At 69.5% G+C, this 15,829-nt stretch carries 17 protein-coding genes; 8 read left to right on the top strand and 9 right to left on the bottom strand.

The genetic code is table 11. The features are described 5' to 3' along the window. The first annotated feature begins 82 nt into the window (after positions 1-82). A complete protein-coding gene (locus tag INN71_RS07345; protein WP_277501585.1) occupies positions 83-511 on the top strand; it encodes a (2Fe-2S) ferredoxin domain-containing protein in 429 nt (142 codons plus the stop codon). A 121-nt stretch (positions 512-632) separates the two neighbouring features. Here INN71_RS07345 and INN71_RS07340 read toward each other — a convergent pair whose 3' ends face one another. The 4 genes from INN71_RS07340 to merA form a co-directional block, all read right to left on the bottom strand. Next, a complete protein-coding gene (locus tag INN71_RS07340) occupies positions 633-1,442 on the bottom strand; it encodes an AAA family ATPase (protein ID WP_277501346.1) in 810 nt (269 codons plus the stop codon). Positions 1,443-1,444: 2 nt separating this feature from the next. After that, a complete protein-coding gene (locus tag INN71_RS07335; RefSeq protein WP_094364517.1) occupies positions 1,445-2,824 on the bottom strand; it encodes a Mu transposase C-terminal domain-containing protein in 1,380 nt (459 codons plus the stop codon). A 1-nt stretch (position 2,825) separates the two neighbouring features. Continuing rightward, the gene (locus INN71_RS07330) at positions 2,826-3,428 is read right to left on the bottom strand and encodes a recombinase family protein (protein WP_094364518.1); all 603 of its coding nucleotides are present in this window, start codon (positions 3,426-3,428) and stop codon (positions 2,826-2,828) included. Positions 3,429-3,648: 220 nt separating this feature from the next. After that, positions 3,649-5,049, bottom strand: a complete 1,401-nt coding sequence (merA, locus tag INN71_RS07325) for a mercury(II) reductase (RefSeq protein ID WP_017838447.1) — start codon at positions 5,047-5,049, stop codon at positions 3,649-3,651. A gap of 105 nt (positions 5,050-5,154) precedes the next feature. Between merA and INN71_RS07320 the strand changes: the two genes are divergently transcribed. After that, entirely contained in the window at positions 5,155-5,544 is a 390-nt protein-coding gene (locus INN71_RS07320; RefSeq protein ID WP_007928756.1) for a heavy metal-responsive transcriptional regulator, read from the top strand. A 34-nt stretch (positions 5,545-5,578) separates the two neighbouring features. Further along, the gene (locus tag INN71_RS07315; protein WP_301800013.1) at positions 5,579-5,890 is read left to right on the top strand and encodes an ATP-binding protein; all 312 of its coding nucleotides are present in this window, start codon (positions 5,579-5,581) and stop codon (positions 5,888-5,890) included. A gap of 432 nt (positions 5,891-6,322) precedes the next feature. Here the strand turns inward: INN71_RS07315 and INN71_RS07310 are convergent, their stop codons facing one another. The 3 genes from INN71_RS07310 to INN71_RS07300 form a co-directional block, all read right to left on the bottom strand. Continuing rightward, positions 6,323-6,820: a hypothetical protein gene (locus INN71_RS07310; protein WP_277501342.1), complete on the bottom strand. Its 498-nt coding sequence runs from the start codon at positions 6,818-6,820 to the stop codon at positions 6,323-6,325. A 146-nt stretch (positions 6,821-6,966) separates the two neighbouring features. Further along, the gene (locus INN71_RS07305) at positions 6,967-7,239 is read right to left on the bottom strand and encodes a metal-sensitive transcriptional regulator (RefSeq protein WP_277501341.1); all 273 of its coding nucleotides are present in this window, start codon (positions 7,237-7,239) and stop codon (positions 6,967-6,969) included. Further along, the gene (locus tag INN71_RS07300; RefSeq protein WP_277501340.1) at positions 7,236-7,652 is read right to left on the bottom strand and encodes a DUF302 domain-containing protein; all 417 of its coding nucleotides are present in this window, start codon (positions 7,650-7,652) and stop codon (positions 7,236-7,238) included. Before INN71_RS07300 ends, INN71_RS07305 begins: the two co-directional genes overlap by 4 nt. A gap of 147 nt (positions 7,653-7,799) precedes the next feature. Between INN71_RS07300 and INN71_RS07295 the strand changes: the two genes are divergently transcribed. The 4 genes from INN71_RS07295 to INN71_RS07280 are packed head-to-tail and all read left to right on the top strand — an operon-like array spanning position 7,800 to position 12,539. Further along, positions 7,800-8,123, top strand: coding sequence for a rhodanese-like domain-containing protein (locus INN71_RS07295; RefSeq protein WP_277501339.1), 324 nt, complete (start codon positions 7,800-7,802; stop codon positions 8,121-8,123). Continuing rightward, complete coding sequence (locus INN71_RS07290) at positions 8,120-9,523, top strand: rhodanese-like domain-containing protein (protein ID WP_277501338.1); 1,404 nt, start codon at positions 8,120-8,122, stop codon at positions 9,521-9,523. The genes INN71_RS07295 and INN71_RS07290 overlap by 4 nt, the downstream gene beginning before the upstream one ends. After that, on the top strand, positions 9,520-10,338 hold the full coding sequence (locus INN71_RS07285; RefSeq protein ID WP_277501337.1) for a TSUP family transporter: 819 nt from the start codon (positions 9,520-9,522) through the stop codon (positions 10,336-10,338). The genes INN71_RS07290 and INN71_RS07285 overlap by 4 nt, the downstream gene beginning before the upstream one ends. A gap of 35 nt (positions 10,339-10,373) precedes the next feature. Beyond that, entirely contained in the window at positions 10,374-12,539 is a 2,166-nt protein-coding gene (locus INN71_RS07280) for an MMPL family transporter (RefSeq protein WP_277501336.1), read from the top strand. A 197-nt stretch (positions 12,540-12,736) separates the two neighbouring features. On the opposite strand, the gene INN71_RS07275 is transcribed toward INN71_RS07280, so the two are convergent. Then, the gene (locus INN71_RS07275) at positions 12,737-13,432 is read right to left on the bottom strand and encodes a DUF4396 domain-containing protein (protein ID WP_277501334.1); all 696 of its coding nucleotides are present in this window, start codon (positions 13,430-13,432) and stop codon (positions 12,737-12,739) included. A gap of 780 nt (positions 13,433-14,212) precedes the next feature. On the opposite strand from INN71_RS07275, the gene INN71_RS07270 reads away from it, so the two are divergent. Beyond that, on the top strand, positions 14,213-14,857 hold the full coding sequence (locus INN71_RS07270) for a DUF305 domain-containing protein (protein ID WP_277501333.1): 645 nt from the start codon (positions 14,213-14,215) through the stop codon (positions 14,855-14,857). A 299-nt stretch (positions 14,858-15,156) separates the two neighbouring features. Here the strand turns inward: INN71_RS07270 and INN71_RS07265 are convergent. After that, positions 15,157-15,829 (bottom strand): NAD(P)/FAD-dependent oxidoreductase (locus INN71_RS07265; protein ID WP_301800010.1); only part of this gene is annotated, 673 nt, incomplete at its 5' end.

The following is a 15,829-nucleotide window of genomic DNA, read 5'->3' as shown; positions in this document are numbered from 1 at the left end:
CCCGGCCGACCATCGCACCGCGACGCGACACCTGGCCCCGCACAACGTGACCCCGTTGCGACACAAGAACCGGAGAAGCTGCGTGCCTCGACGACACCCCAGAAAGCCCAAGGGCGCACCGACTGGCGCCGCCGAGGAAATGGTTGCGGTGGTCTGCCGGGGCGGCGACTGCGGAAGCCGCCACAAACACCCAGACATCGATCACCGCCGGCAACTAGAGGTACTCCGCGCCGCCGCCATCGAGGGGGGCGGCCGCGTCGTCGCCAGCCGCTGCCTCGATGCGTGCGACCACTCCAACGTGGTCGTCTTAATCCCCGCCAGTCAGGAACTCGCGAACGGCGAGGCGCCGGTCTGGATCGGACAATGCAACGACGACCTCAGCACCCACGAGATCGCCGCATGGCTCACGCGCGGCGGGCCCGGCGTTACCCCCCAACCGGTGGCGGTCGAGGTGCAGCGCTTTCACCCCTCGCGCGCCAACCGTCACGAACTCGAAGAGGAACTCACCTAGCCCGACCATGCTCACGCGAGCTGCAGGCTCCACAAACGGTCGTTTTTGAGCCTGTCGCCGACGGAGGCCCGGGTGTGGGTTTGAGTGCTTTGCGGCGGTTTTCTGTGATCGCTTGGGGGCGTTAGTTTCCGATCACGAGGATGCTGGCGGCGGATTCTATGACGTCGTCGGTGATGGTCTCGAGTTGGTTGATCGTGAGCACTCGGGCGATCTGAGGGAAGAGGCGTTCGAGGAGGCGGAAGTTGCCCCGGGTGATGCGTTCGATCGCGGCGATCGCTTGAGCGTCGGTGAAGTCGTCTGGGTCAAGAGTGCGGCCGAGGCGTTTCCAATGGCGATCGAGGACGAAGAGCAGTTCCTCGCGTCCTAGTGCCCGGTATCGGTGTGAAAATCCGAGGCGGCTGTAGAGCTGAGGGTAGTGGCGAAACCGCTGGTCACTGCCAGGCATGCCGATGAGGATGATCGCCAGGTCGTAGCGGTCGTGTTCATCACGGAGGAGTTCGAGTGCGGTCGGGGCCAGTCGTTCGGCTTCATCGATGATGAGCAGCTCGACCCACTTGTTGGTGTGACCTGAGCGGGCGCCGGTGACTTTGCCGATGTTGCGCTGGTGTTCGTCGATGCAGATGCCGAGCTTTGTCTGCAGGTGCGCGATCTCGTGCATGAGGATTTTGGGCCTGGGGAGCACCTCGGGGGTGTAGAACACGGTCCGGCACCGGTTCGCAGTTGCATAAAGCTTGGCGTCGTCTTCGGTGCGCGGCCCCCATTCGGTGATGAACGGTTCCACGGTGTCCCAGTGGGCGTATCGGCGTGCCGATTGGGTCTTGCCGATGCCGGCGTCGCCGTGACAGATGCCGATGGTGCGTTCCTTGCGTACCGCGGTGGCGAATTCGGTGAACCGGCGATGTTCCTTGGTGATGATGAAGTCCTTGGCCATCCTTAGTCCTCTTCGTAGGTGCGCAGCTTGGTTGGCCGCGCTCCGGGGGCGGCGGTGCGCGGTTCGGCCCGATCGGCGATACGCGGGATGCGGTCGTTGATGTCTTTGCGCAGTTGGCGCCGGCGGGCTCGGCGTGCGGTCTCGACTTCTTGCAGGCTTACCCGTTGGTTCGGGTGCGCCTCATCGATGGCCACGCAGAGGAAGGTGTCGCGGTCGTATACGCGAACCTCGGAGATGTCACGCGGGTCGTAGCGGATCGTCACCGGGCGGCCAACGAACGGTGCCAGAGTTGGCGCGAGGTAGCGCCGGCCTTGGAAGTGGATGCCGTCACGCTGCACGGTGCGGTGCTTGGGCACCGTCAGCAGCAGTCCGTCGAGTTCATCGAGGGATTCGGGCATGCGTGGCAACCACCCGTCACCGATCCACGCCTTCTTCGGGCTCGTCCCGATCTCCCGGTGGGTCCGCTCGTTGTAGGTGGCGATGAAACCGGCGATCGCCTGATCGAGCGCAGGTAGATCCAGAGATGGAGGTGTCTTGGCCCCTGGTGCCAGATGTCCGGGCAGGGTGGCCAGGAGCTCGGTGTTGACTGTGCCGAAGAACCGCTCGATCTTGCCTCGGCCTTGCGGGCGACCGACGGTGGAGAAGATGAGGCGGATTTTCAGTGAGACCGCGGTGTACTCGAGGTGGCGGCTGGTGAAGTCGCTGCCGTGATCGATATAGAGGACGTCGGGTAGTCCGCACATCGCCCAGGCCGGTTCGGTCTTGCGCCAGATCGCCTGTCGTAGCACCAGCGCGGTGTTCATCGCCGATGGCGCCCCGGTGAAGACCATGTACCCGCAGACCGCGCGGGAGTAGTCGTCCATCACCACCGTCAGCCAGGGCCGGTCGGGGGTGCCGCTGGCGCCGGTGATGAGGATGTCGAGTTCGGTGTGATCGGCTTGCCACGTCACATTCGGCCGTTCGGCGCGATGGCGGAACACCAGTTCATAGCGGTCCCGATATGCTGCCGGCCCCTCCAGAGCAAGCGTCACCAGGGCCGGGTCCAAAGCGTGGACGATGGCGCGGACCGTGGCATAGCTCGGGGCCGCCAAACCCAAGCGACCCGCTTCGGCCGTGGTGAGCCGGTGCAATGCAGCGGTGCTCGGGCGTGGGCGGGTCAGCGCGAGGTGCTCGAGAAACGTGACCAGTTCCGCCGGAGTGCGTCGAGATCCCGTGTCGCGTCGTGGCCGCGGCTCCAACGCCGCGATGCCGCCGGTCTTGTAAAGCTGGTGCCAGCGTTGCAGTGTCCGCAGCCCGGTGCCGGTGTCACGGGCCAGGGTCGTCAGCGAGATGCCGTCCTCGACGTGAAGCCGGAGGATTCGCCACCGCTGCGGCCCGTCCATGTCACACCTGCTGGGAGACCATGTCGCGGTCGCGGGCAGCCTGTTGGTGCCGGTACAGCGTGGCGCGAGACCATCCGACCAATCGGGCGGCTTCCTCGGCGGTGCGACCCTTGGCGCGGGCGTCCCGAGCGATGTCGAGTTTCTCCGCAATCACCGCCGGGTCAACAGGCGGCCGACCGAACCGGGTACCGCTCTGCTTCGCCGCAGCGATGCCGGCATTGACTCGCTCGGTGATCAGCTCGCGCTCGTACTCGGCCAGCGTGGCCAGCATGCCCAGCATTAACCGGCCGGAAGTGGTCTCCGGGTCGATGCCGTCCGAAAGCGACTTGATCTTTACGCCCTTGTCGCGCATCAGGTTCACGGTGTTGAGGACATCGATCAAGGATCGGCCGAGCCGGTCGATGCGCCACACCACGACCGTGTCGCCGGACTCGGCATAGTCCAACAGGCGCTTCATCCCCGGGCGTTCGATCGCGGTCCGGCTACCCGAGGTCACATCCGCGAACACATCCCGCTTCTGCACCCCGGAATCCACGAGTGCATCCAACTGCAACTGCGCGTCCTGACTCGCAGTGCTCACGCGGGTGTACCCCAAGAGCCTCATGACATGATTATGACTCACAAACCCCTACCGAGCACCACCCTGCGACAGTTCACGGTGAGACGACTTCGCGAGAGGCAGAAGGTGCCCATCGGCCCATGAAGCGGTCTCGGCGTCCGGTCCCCGCCTGGTGTCTCATAAGACTGTAGGTTTTTAAGGCACATTCACGGCGCCAGGCGGGCCGCCGCGGGAGCCCTCGTCCACCCCGCTGGGGCCGCGGGTTTCAGGCGCAGCATGACGTCGGCATCTGGTTTCGGAAGAGGCCGGCCACGATGCGCAGGCTTTCGCTCATGGTCAGGTACGGCGCCCAGGTGTCGGCCAGATCGTCGACGGTCATGCCGCTTTTGATGGCGTAGGTGGCCGCCAGCATGATCTCCCCGGCCCCGTCCGCCAGAGCGTGCACGCCCAGAACCTTGCCGCTCACGGCGTCGGCGACGAGCTTCACCGCCCCGCGGGTGTCGTGCTGGACGAGCGCCCGGGGGACATCGGACAGGTCCAGGACGCGGCAGTCGCACGCGTGCCCTCGGGTGAGGGCCTCGTCCTCGGTCAACCCCGCCGAGGCCAGCTGGGGCCGGGTGAACACGACCGCAGGAAAGCCGGCGTAGTCGACCCGAGCTGCCGGCGGGTACCTGTCCTCGGTCAGGGCGTTGAGCGCGGCGGCCCGACCGCCGGCGGCGGCGGCGTAGACGTACTGGGGAGCCCCCGAGACGTCACCGGCGGCCCAGACGCGCGGGTTGGAGGTGCGCTGGGTCTGGTCGACCACGACGAAGCCGCGCTCGTCCACGTCCACACCGGCAGCGGCCAGGTTCAGGCCGTCGGTGCGGGGCAGGCGTCCGGTGGCCACCAGGACCTGCGCGCCGCGCACCTGTTCGCCCGAGTCCGTGGTCACCACCACCTCTCCTGCGGGGCCTGGTTCGCGGGCCACAGTGGTCGCGCGCTCTTCGACCACGGTGATGCCGTCGTCGGTGAAGACTTCCCGAAGTCTCTGGGCCAGCTCCGGCTCGGCGTGCGGCGCCAGACGCCCGACCACAGAGACCCGGGTGCCGAGGTGAGCGAACAGCTGGGCCTGCTCCATCCCGACGTACCCGCCACCGATAACGACCAGGGACTCAGGCAGCTCGGTCAGCTGCATCGCGGTGGTGGACGTCAGCCGGTCCACAGAGTCGAGACCGACCACCTCCGGGATGGCGGGGGTGGCACCGGTGGCGACCAGATAGGCCCGGGCCCGCAGCGCCTGGCCGTCGACGGCCAGGGTGTCCCCGTCCAGGAAGCTGGCCTGGCCTGGGCGGACCTGGAAGCCGTAGGCAGCGGCCACATCGGCGTACTTCGCATCACGCAGGCGCTCGATGAGTGCGTCCTTCTGGGCCACCAGATCGCCGAGGTTCACCGGTGCGGCTGACGTTGGGGCACCTTTGAAGGGATTGGTGAGCGCGGCGTGCCGGGCCCCGGCGGCCGCCAGGAGCGTCTTGGACGGCACGCAGCCGATGTTCACGCACGTCCCGCCCAGAACACCGCGCTCAACCAGCACGACGCTCTTACCGGCCTGGCTGGCCGCGATGGCGGCGGACATCGCCGCGCCTCCTGAGCCGATCACGGCCAGATCGACGTCGTAGTCCACACCCATTTGCCCACCTTCCTTCGCGTGACCCCTCTTCAGCGTCCATAGTGGACGTTCCAGCGCAGGGGAAGGTCAAGGCGAACATGGACGAGAGCCGAGAAAGGGGCCACTGTGCGCATCGGTGAGTTGGCCGTGGCCAGCGGCACCACAACCAAGACGCTGCGCTTCTACGAAGAAGCCGGCCTACTACCTGCGCCTGAGCGCACCGCCAACGGATACCGCGACTACACCCCTGCGGCCCTGGCGCGCCTGGACTTCGTTCGCCGCGGCCGCACCGCTGGGCTCACCCTGGCCCAGATTCGCGAGATCCTCGACATCCGCGACGCCGGAGTCGCACCCTGCCAGCACGTGCACGCCCTGCTCGAAGCCCACCTGGGCGACCTGGACCGCCAAATCGCCGACCTGCAAGCACTGCGACACACCGTCGCGCACCTTCACCACAGTGCCACCACCAGCGACCCCACCAAATGCGACACCACGACCGTCTGCCGCTATCTGTGACCAGACCGGTGCTCGCGTGTATCGCCATGAGCAGATGCCGCCACAGAGCGTCGACAGAACCCCGCCATATAACGGCGAAAGCCACACCTTGTCCTCCGGCGCCCGGCCCGACGGCGTCGTGGAGCTCGTCGTGGACGACGACGGGTCCGGGGTGCCCCCGGCCGACCGCGACCGCGTCTTCGAGCGCTTCGTGCGCCTCGACGAGGCCCGGGCCCGCGACGACGGCGGCAGCGGGCTGGGCCTGGCCATCGTCCGCGAGGTGGCGCGGGCGCACGGCGGCGACGCCGCCGTCGTGACCTCACCGCTCGGCGGCGCCCGCTTCGTGGTGACCCTGCCCACCTCCTGAGCGGTGGTCCAGCACCGCGTCGGTCTCGGCCAGGACGCCGCCGCCCCAGTCACGGCCTCCACGGACACACGCTCCACACGTGCCGCGCCCGACGCGTCGACCGGCAGCTCGGGCTGCTGGTCGCCGGTCGTACGCGCGCGCACGGCGCACCAGGGTCTGCACCGAGGCGGCACCGGCTCAGCAGCCGGCGGGCTGGGCGGCGGCACACCACTTGAGGCAGTCAGGTTCACAAACGGTAGGCGGGCCTCTAGTGAGCCGTAGTTTTCGGCTACGGGTTCTGACCCACCGCGATGTGGCCCTGGAACGCTCGAAGAACGGCAGGCTCAGAAAAGAACGATTGCGCACCACTGTCCCGCTCGGCGCACTAATGACTTGCAGACCGCTGAAGATGGCGAAGACCATCGAGCATTCTTGAGATCGACAGTGCTGGAATCAGCCGGTCTCGGCCCGCAACAGGTCCTGAATGTGCTGAGCCCGGCGGTCCCCCCAGATCAGCAACGGCTCCGACATCACCAGCTCGCCATCATGGAACAGCCGCAGGCGCGGTGGCCCCTCGCCCCCAGCCGGTACCTGCACGAAGTCGAACCATCGGAGCCGGCCGTCGACACGCGCGCCTCGAATGCGGGCTAACTCAAGTCGCTGCGAGCCGCGTCGGGTGCAAAGAACCAGTTCATCGCCCGCGAGGTCCACCGTGTTGTCGCCCAGCCTCCGGCACCAGTACGAAGCCCGGAACCCACCCCACAGCAGCCCCAAGCCGGCTGCGGCCGCAAGCGGCGCAGCGCCTGCGCGTAGCTCAGCCCAGGTCGGCGGGCCGTCAATCAGGGAAACGCCGACTGCCGCCAGCGCTAGGGGCAGCAAGAACCATAGGCCGGACAGAACGACCTGCCTGGCAATCCATCGGTCCCCAGCGCGCGGGCCAACCAACTGCATGACTGATCCTCTCAAGGCCCAAGTCGACGCCCGGTCGCGCCGATTGATTGTCCGGGACCTTGCCTGCGGAACCGCCAGGCGGTCTGGAAGATCACAAACCGCCGTTTGTGGACCACACCTTGGGGCACGCGACTCCACGGCCCCCGTCAGGCGAGCGCTAGAAACAGCTTCTCCATCTTCTTCACGTCGACGGCGTCGATGCCCTCCTCGCCGGCGTCGGCCAGGCAGTGCTGCAGGCCGGTGGCGACGATCGCGTAGCCGGCGCGTGAGAGCGCCTTGTTGACGGCAGCCAGTTGGGTCAGGACGTCCTCGCAGGACGAGCCCTCCTCCATCATCCGGATGACGCTCGCGAGGTGTCCGTTGGCGCGCTTCATGCGGGTGGTGATCGCTTTGATCTCGGTCGGGTCGAGGTCCGTCACGACTGCTCTCCTCGGGTGGCGACGGCCGCGAGGGCCGACGAGAGCCGGGTCCGGGCGTCCTGCGAGACGCGACGGAGGACCTCGCCCGCGTCGCCGGAGAACGAGGTCATGACCGCCGGGTCGAAGGCCTCGACCACGGTCGTCGTTTCCCCGGTCGAGCGCACCACCACGTTGCACGGCAGCAGTGCGGCGATCGATGGGTCGGCCTGCAGCGCCTCGTGGGCCAGCTGCGGGCGGCACGCGCCCAGGATCACCTGAGGGGCGACGTCGACGTCGAGCTTGGCCTTCAGGGTGGCGCGCAGGTCGATCTCGGTCAGCACGCCGAACCCCGCCTCCGCGAGCTCCTCGCGCACGGCCGCGACCGTCTCGTCGTACCCGCGGTCCGTGGTGACCGAGAGCGTGTAGTCCGTCATTGGGGTCCTGCCTTTCGTCGGTGAAGGGCGTGGGGCCGAAGAGGTCCCTGGGGCGTCGTCCACTCTGACTGTACAACCCCCTGGGGGGTTCTGTTAGGTTCCGATTAACCCCCCAGGGGGTTCCGAGACTGAAAGGAATGAAGACCCATGCAGGAGATCGAAGTCGAGCAGCTCTCCGCAGCGATCGAGCGCGGCGCCAGGGTCGTCGACGTGCGTGAGCCGGCCGAGTACGCCGAGGGCCACGTGCCGGGCGCCCACCACATTCGAATGGGCCGCCTCGCAGACCGGATCGACGAGCTCGACCGTGACGCGCGGATCCACGTCGTCTGCGCCTCGGGCAACCGCAGTGCGGCGGTGGTCGAGATGCTGACTGCACTGGGGTTCGACGCCGTGAACGTGCGCGGCGGCACCAGCGCCTGGGCGCGGTCGGGGCGACCGCTGGCCCGCGGATCCCGGGCGGTGGAGACGTGACCACCGCGCTCACCGCCCTCACCATCGTCCCCGTCGAGACCCCGACGCTGGGCGATCGCAGCTACCTCGTGCACGACGGTGAGTCGGCGTTCGTCGTCGACCCCCAGCGCGACATCGACCGTGTACTCGCGCTGCTCGACGAGCACGGGGTGCGGCTCACCCACGTCCTGGAGACGCACCTCCACAACGACTACGTCACGGGCGGCCTCGCCCTGGCGTCCGCCACCGGGGCGTCGTACGTCGTCAACGGCGCCGAGGAGGTGTCGTTCGAGCGCGTGCCCGTGGTGGACGGTGACGAGATCCGGGTCGGCCGCCGGATGGTGCTGACGGTGCTGGCCACGCCCGGGCACACCTTCCACCACGTGTCCTACGCACTCCGCGAGGTCCGCGACGACGACCGGCCCGACACCGAGGTGGGCGTGTTCTCCGGCGGGTCGCTGCTCTTCGGCGCCACGGGACGCCCCGACCTGCTCGGCGACGAGCACACCGACGCCCTGGTGCGTCACCAGCACGCCTCCGCGCACCGGCTGGCCACGCTGCTGCCCGACTCGGCCGAGGTGTTCCCGACCCACGGTTTCGGGTCGTTCTGCTCCGCGACCCAGTCCGACGCCACGTCCTCGACCATCGGCCGCGAGCGGACGACCAATCCCGCGCTGACGCAGGACGAGGAGAGCTACGTCCGCGAGCTCCTCGCCGGGCTGGGCCCCTGGCCGGCGTACTACGCCCACATGGCACCCGCCAACGCGGCCGGGCCCTCGGCGCCGGACCTGAGCGCTCCGGCGCGGGCCGACGCCGAGGAGCTGCGGCGCCGCATCGAGGGCGGCGAGTGGGTCGTCGACCTGCGCCACCGCACCGCGTTCGCTGCCGGGCATGCCCGGGGCGCCCTGAACTTCGGCCTCGACGGCGGCTTCGCGACGTACCTCGGCTGGCTGATCCCGTGGGGCACCCCGCTCACCCTCCTCGGGGAGAGCGCCGCGCAGGTCAGCGACGCGCAGCGCGAACTGGTCCGCATCGGCATCGACCGTCCGGCTGCCCACGCGACCGGTGGGCCCGCGGACTGGGTCGCCGCAGGCGACGCGCCGGCCGGTTTCGCGACGGGCACCTTCGCCGACCTCGCGCAGGTGCGCCACCACCGCGAGGTGGTCGTGCTCGACGTGCGCCGCGCCGACGAGCACGACGCCGCGGCGATTAGGGGTGCCGTGAACATCCCGCTCCACGAGCTGTGGGGCCGCCTCGACGAGGTGCCGGCCGGTGAGGTGTGGGTGCACTGCGCCGGCGGCTACCGAGCGTCGGTCGCCGCCTCGATGCTCGACGCCCGCGGCCGCATCACCGTCGCCGTCGACGACACCTTCGACCATGCCGAGGCGGTCGGGCTGCACCTCGTGGGCCCCGCGACGTGACTTTCCTCGTGGCCGTCGTGGCCGGGGTACTGATCGGGCTGGGCCTGGGCGCGCTCGGCAGCGGTGGCTCGATCCTCGCCGTGCCGGTGCTCATGTTCCTGCTCGACCAGTCACCCGCGCAGGCGACGACCGGCTCGCTGGTCGTGGTCGGGGTGACCGCGCTCGTGGGCGCCGTGGCCGCTCGGCGCTCCGGCAACGTCCTGCTCGCCCGCGGCACGACCTTCGGGGCGGTCGCCGTCGGCGGCGCCGTGGTCGGGGCCAGGGTGGCCGCCCTCGTCGACGAGGCCGCGCTGCTCGCCGCGTTCGCGGCCCTGATGCTCCTGGTCGGCACGCTCATGGCGTGGCGACTGGTGCGGCAGCCCGCCGGCCCCGCGCACGCGGCGCGACCCGCCCTGGACGACCCGATCCTCACCTTCAGCCCGACCTTCGCCTGTGCCTGCCCGCGGGCGATCAAGGTGGCGGTCACCGCCACCCTGGTGGGGCTGCTCACCGGCTTCCTCGGCGTCGGGGGCGGGTTTCTCGTCGTACCCGCGCTGCTGCTCGCCCTCGGCCTGCCGCTCCCGTACGCCGCCGGCACGTCGCTCGTGGTCATCACGATCACCAGTGCGACCGCCCTGGCGACCCGGGCGGGGGTCGGCACCTCGCCGGACTGGGGCGTCGTGCTGGTGCTCACCCTCAGCTCCGCGCTGGCCGCCGTCGCCGGAGCCCGGCTCGCCGGCCGGGTCGATCCCCGTCGGCTCTCGGCCGGGTTCACCGTCCTCGTCCTCGCCATCGCGGGCTACACCGCGGCCCGGGCCCTGCCCGCCCTCGTCTGACCACTCCTGCTCACCCTCACCAGAACGGACCCTCCATGAGCACGACCGCCCACGAGCACCCCTCCCAGGCCTCGGACGTCCCCCCGGGCCCCCGCCCCGGACCCCTCGGACGCCTCGGCGTCTGGGTCACCGACCACGCCCGGATCGTCACCGGGGTGTGGCTCCTGCTCGTCATCGGCCTCGGGGCCTTCGCCCCGCAGGTCGAGCACAACCTCTCGGGCGCGGGCTGGCAGGCCGACGGCTCCGAGTCGGTCGCCGCCCGTGAGCTGGCCCGCGCGAGCTTCGGGGGCAACGCCTCCTCGGCCATCCAGGTCGTCGTGCGCGCCGAGGAGGGTGCGGTCACCGAGGGTGCCGGCGCCGCGGTGCTCGACGAGGTGACCCGGGTGCTCGAGGCCGAGCCCCGCATCGCCGACGTCGTCGCCCCGATGCCCGGAGCGACGCTGAGCGAGGACGGCAGCACCGCGATCGTCCTGGCCGGGGCCGGGGTCGACACCAACGAGATGGTGCGGGTCGCGACCGACCTCAAGGACGACCTGCAGGCGCTCTCCGTCGACGGCGTGGAGGTGAAACCCACCGGTTCGTCGCTGCTCTGGTCGGACTTCAACGAGGCCAACCTCGAGGCGATGCTGACGTCGGAGATGATCTCGTGGCCGGTCACGATGGTGATCCTCGTGATCGCCTTCGGTGCGCTCGTCGCCGCCGGTCTCCCGTTGATGCTCACCCTCGCCGGCCTCATCGCCTCGGCCGGCTCCCTGGTGCTCGTCAACGAGCTCGTGCCGGTGTCGATCTGGGCGATGAACTTCGCCATGATGTTCGCCCTCGCCCTGGGCATCGACTACGCCCTCTTCCTCGTCGCCCGCTACCGCGCCACGCGCGCGGCCTCCGGCAGCTCGGTGCGCGGGGCGGTCGCCGAGACCATGGACACCGCCGGCAAGGCCGTCCTGCTCTCCGGGGTCACCGTGCTCGTCTCGTTGTCGGCGGTGATGCTCGTGCCGTCACCGTCGTTCCGCTCGATGGCCGGCGGCATCATGATCGCGGTCGTGTTCATCCTGGGCGCCACCCTCACCCTGCTGCCCCTGGTGCTCACCAAGCTCGACCACCGCATCGACAAGCTGTCCCTGCCCCGCCTCGGCGCCGGGGAGCACCGCTCCGCGAGGTTCGCCGCCTGGGGCGAGCGGCTCTGGAGACGCCCGCTCCTCTGGGGCGCGACGGCCACGGTGGTGCTGCTCGCGCTCGCTGCGCCGATCGTGGGGCTCACGACGGCGATGCCCTCCATCAAGGTGCTGCCCGAGGACGCCAGCGCCCGTGCCGGGTACGACGTCGTGCAGGACGCCTTCGGCGAAGGCGCGCCCGGGACGCTGCAGGTCGTCGCCGACGCCGCGGACGCCGACGCCGCGTCCGCCGTGCTCGCGGACGACGCCGGGATCTCCGCCGCGCTCCCGCCGATGCCGGCGAGCGACGACAGCGGGCTCGTGCTCCTCCAGGCGGTGCCCACCGTCGACCCGTCCGACCCCGGGCTCGGCGAGACGGTCGACCGGCTCCGCGCCGACCTGCCCGACAGCGCGCTCGTGGGCGGGGCGCCGGTGGAGAACCTCGATCTGAAGGCGCAGCTGGACGAGTCCACTCCGCTCGTGATCGGCGTCGTCCTGGTGCTCGGCTTCCTCCTGCTGCTCGTGGCGCTGCAGGCGCCGCTGATCTCGCTGCTCGGCACGCTCGCGAGCCTGCTCTCGACGGCCGCCGCGTTCGGGGTCGCCCGGCTCGTCTTCCAGGACGGCATCGGCGCCGACCTGCTCGGCTTCGAGAGCCAGGGCTTCCTCGACGCGTGGTCACCGGTGTTCTTCTTCGCGATGATCTTCGCGATCGCGATGGACTACACCGTGTTCCTGCTGGCCTCCGCGAAGGAGCAGTACGAACGGACCGGCGACGCCCACGTCGCCATGGTCGAGGCGCTGGCCCGCTCCGGGCGTGTCATCTTCGCCGCCGGGGCGGTGATGGTCGCGGTGTTCTTCACCTTCGCGCTTTCCGGTCCGATCCCCCCGAAGGAGATGGGTGTCGTGCTCGGCGTCGCGGTGCTGCTCGACGCCTTCCTCGTCAGGCTCGTCCTGCTGCCCGTGATGCTGCGCCTCACCGGGCGCGCGGCCTGGTGGAGCCCCTTCTGGCTGCGCCGCGTCCTGCCCACCATCACGTTCTCCCACGGCTGACCCCGCAGACCACCATGTGTCGAGCAGTCACCTGCAAGAAGTGCGGCAGGACGACCTGGGCCGGCTGCGGCCAGCACGTAGACCAGGTCCTCACCGGGGTCCCTCGCGCGGACCGCTGCACCGGGCACCAGGAGACCGCGCCCGCATTCGGACTGCTCAACCGGCTCTTCAGCAGGAAGTCCTGACGAATCTCCAGTTCAGAAGGGCTTCAGAGCGGCGCTCGTCGGCAGCGCGTGCGGGGGCGCGCCGCCCCCAGTGCTCAGCTCGTCGGCTAGCGACACGACCAGACCGCCGAGCATGAAGGCGGCGATGACGCCCACCAGCACCGGTGTCTCCAGGGAGGGGATGTAGCGACGCGCGCCGGTCACCTCGCCGGCGGCGTGGTGATAGCGGTGGGTGAGGGCGTGTCCCTTGCCGCGCGCCAGCAGGTAGCGGTTGACCGGGTACGCGGCGAAGAACGCCACCGTGAGCGCGAACATCATCGCGAGCCAGAACGTGCTGTTGACGAGGCCCGCGTCCATCGCCCCGGGAACGAGCGCCATGACGGCGTTGTCGACGAGCTCCATCGTGGCGATCGAGAGGGTGTCAGCGGCGAGCACGACACCGAGAGCGGTCCCCACCCCGAGGCCCGCCTTGAGCAGCGGGAGCGTCGAGAGCAGGTAGCCGAACAGGAACGCGAGACCGACGGCGAGCACGATCGTCCACCCGGCGCTCAAGCCGACCGCCGTGCCGATCATCAGTCCGACGATCTCCCCGATCGCGCACCCGGTGAGGCAGTGCAGGGTCGCGCTGACCGCCGTCGACCGCGAGCTCCCAGACCCACCCTGGTGGTCGTGGTGGTCGTGGTGGTCGTGGTGGTCGTCGTGGTCGTGGTGGTGCGGCGCTTCGCTCATCTCTTTTCCCACCTCAGCGATTGAGTCGTCCTCACTCTACATACCCCCTGGGGGTATCCTCTCGGTGTGAGCGGTTCCGTAAACTGCGGGGTGGAGGAGGTGAGCCCCATGACGAGCGCCGGCGGAAGCCTTCTTCGTCACGGCCCTAGTCCCGGCGGGGTTCGGAGCCGGCTGACTCAGCGGCACACCCATTCCCCGCTTCGACGCCGTCGCCTGGCTGTTGTGGTGATCGCTGCGATCGCGTTCGGAATCCTGGGCATGCACGCCCTCACCACCAAGGACATCGACGGGCCACCAGGGCACACGACTGCCCTCAGCGCAACGCACGCGCTGCTACCCGCCCTCGACACGACTCACCACAGTGCCTCCTCGACAACAATTCCAGGGCCGTCGCAGGTCACCATGGCCGCCCAACACGCAGAGGAGACACACGCCCCCACCACCGGCCAAACCGACCGCGACGCCGGTCACGGGGCACATGGGGACGGCGGGGCGGAACACGTCATGATGCTCTGCGCCGCGATGCTTGCAGCCGCCGCTCTTCTCGCCCTCGGCGCTCTCGCCTGCAGGCTCCCGCGGTTGTGGGCGGTACTGGCCCCCGCCGTCATCAGGCAGATCACCCGCAGGGTCGCACCAACAGGCACGGGCCCGCCTGCGGTGTGGAGGTTCTCGATCATCAGGTGCTGACAGGCGTTGCATCACCCCGGCCCTCGGGTACTCCTCTGCGCCGGCGGTGACGACATTCCGCCCCCCTGTCAGACCTGAACCAGGAGAACCTCCATGCGTAACCGCTACACCACCCGTCGAGCCGTCACCGTTCTCGGGCTCGGCCTGTCCCTCAGCCTCACCGCAGCAGCGTGCGGCACCGACGACGAAGGAGCCGACACCTCCTCCGAGACCTCGACCACCGAGCACAACGACGCCGACATCGCATTCGCGTCCGACATGCTCCAACACCACTCCCAGGCCCTCGTCATGGTCGACCTCACCGAAGGCCGCAACCTCGACCCCGCGGTCCACCAGCTGGCCGAACAGATCCGGGCAGCCCAGGCCCCGGAGATCGAGACCTTCACCGACTGGCTCCTCAACTGGGGCGAGGAGGTTCCGGAGACGATGCGCGACCACGTCAACGGCGGCCACAGCGACCACGATTCCGGCGATGCGACGGACTCGATGGAGGGCATGGACCACGAGATGCCCGGCATGATGTCGGCCGAGGACATGAGCGCCCTGGAGGCCGCACCCGACGCCCGATTTGAGGAGCTGTGGCTGACGATGATGATCGAGCACCACACCGGCGCAGTAGAGATGGCCGAAGCCGAGCAGGACAACGGCCAGTTCCAGCCCGCCATCGACCTCGCCGCCGACATCACCGCGTCCCAGACCGCCGAGATCGAGACCATGCAGGCCCTGCTCAACTCCTGACCCCCAGCGGCAACAAGTCCGCACCACACGAGGGTCCGGTCCGGGATGCAACGAAGGGTGCGGCACGATCACCCCACGCGATTCGTGCCGCACCCCCCGCACCTCGCCACCGGGCCGTCGCCCGGACCCACCGGCAAATCCCCCCGACCATTCCCGCCGGCTCACAACCTGCCCACCCGCAGCACACCAGTTGAACCGGCCACGAGCGAGAACCACAGGGTGGGTCAGAAACGACCAATGTGAGCTCCAGTTTGGTCGAATCTCACCTGTGAGACACCGCTGTTTCCGCGTGTTTGCCGTCAGAGGCCGGCGGTCTGCACGGTCTCGACGGCGGCGGACTCCGCGACCGCGTCCTGGGCCTCCTGCGGCGTCACCGCGGCGTGGTCCAGGTCGGCGATGTAGCGCTCGGCGTCGAGCGCCGCGGCGCAGCCGGTGCCGGCCGCGGTGATCGCCTGGCGGTAGTGGTGGTCCACCAGGTCGCCGGCCGCGAACACGCCCGGGATGTTCGTCGCCGTCGAGGGGTGGCGCACCAGCACGTAGCCCTCGTCGTCGAGGTCGACCTGACCGCCGAGCAACTCCGAGCGCGGGTCGTGGCCGATCGCCACGAACAGGCCGGTGACCTCCAGCGGCCGGGTCTCCCCGGTCACGGTGTCGCGCAGCGTGACGCTCTCCAGCTTGTCGCCGCCGTGGATCTCGGCGACCTCGGAGTTCCAGAGCACCTCGAGCTTCGGGTCCTTGAACGCGCGGTCGGCCATGATCGCGGAGGCGCGCAGCGAGTCGCGGCGGTGGATCAGGTACACCTTCGAGGCGAAGCGGGTGAGGAAGGTGGCCTCCTCGACGGCCGAGTCACCGCCGCCGACGACCGCGATGGCCTGCTCGCGGAAGAAGAACCCGTCGCAGGTGGCGCACCACGACACGCCCTTGCCGGAGTAGAGGTCCTCGCCGTCGATGCCGAGCTTGCGGTAGCCCGAG

The sequence above is a fragment of the Nocardioides sp. ChNu-153 genome (assembly GCF_030466625.1).
Lineage (GTDB): Bacteria > Actinomycetota > Actinomycetes > Propionibacteriales > Nocardioidaceae > Nocardioides.
This window is presented reverse-complemented; position numbering and strand designations above follow the sequence as displayed.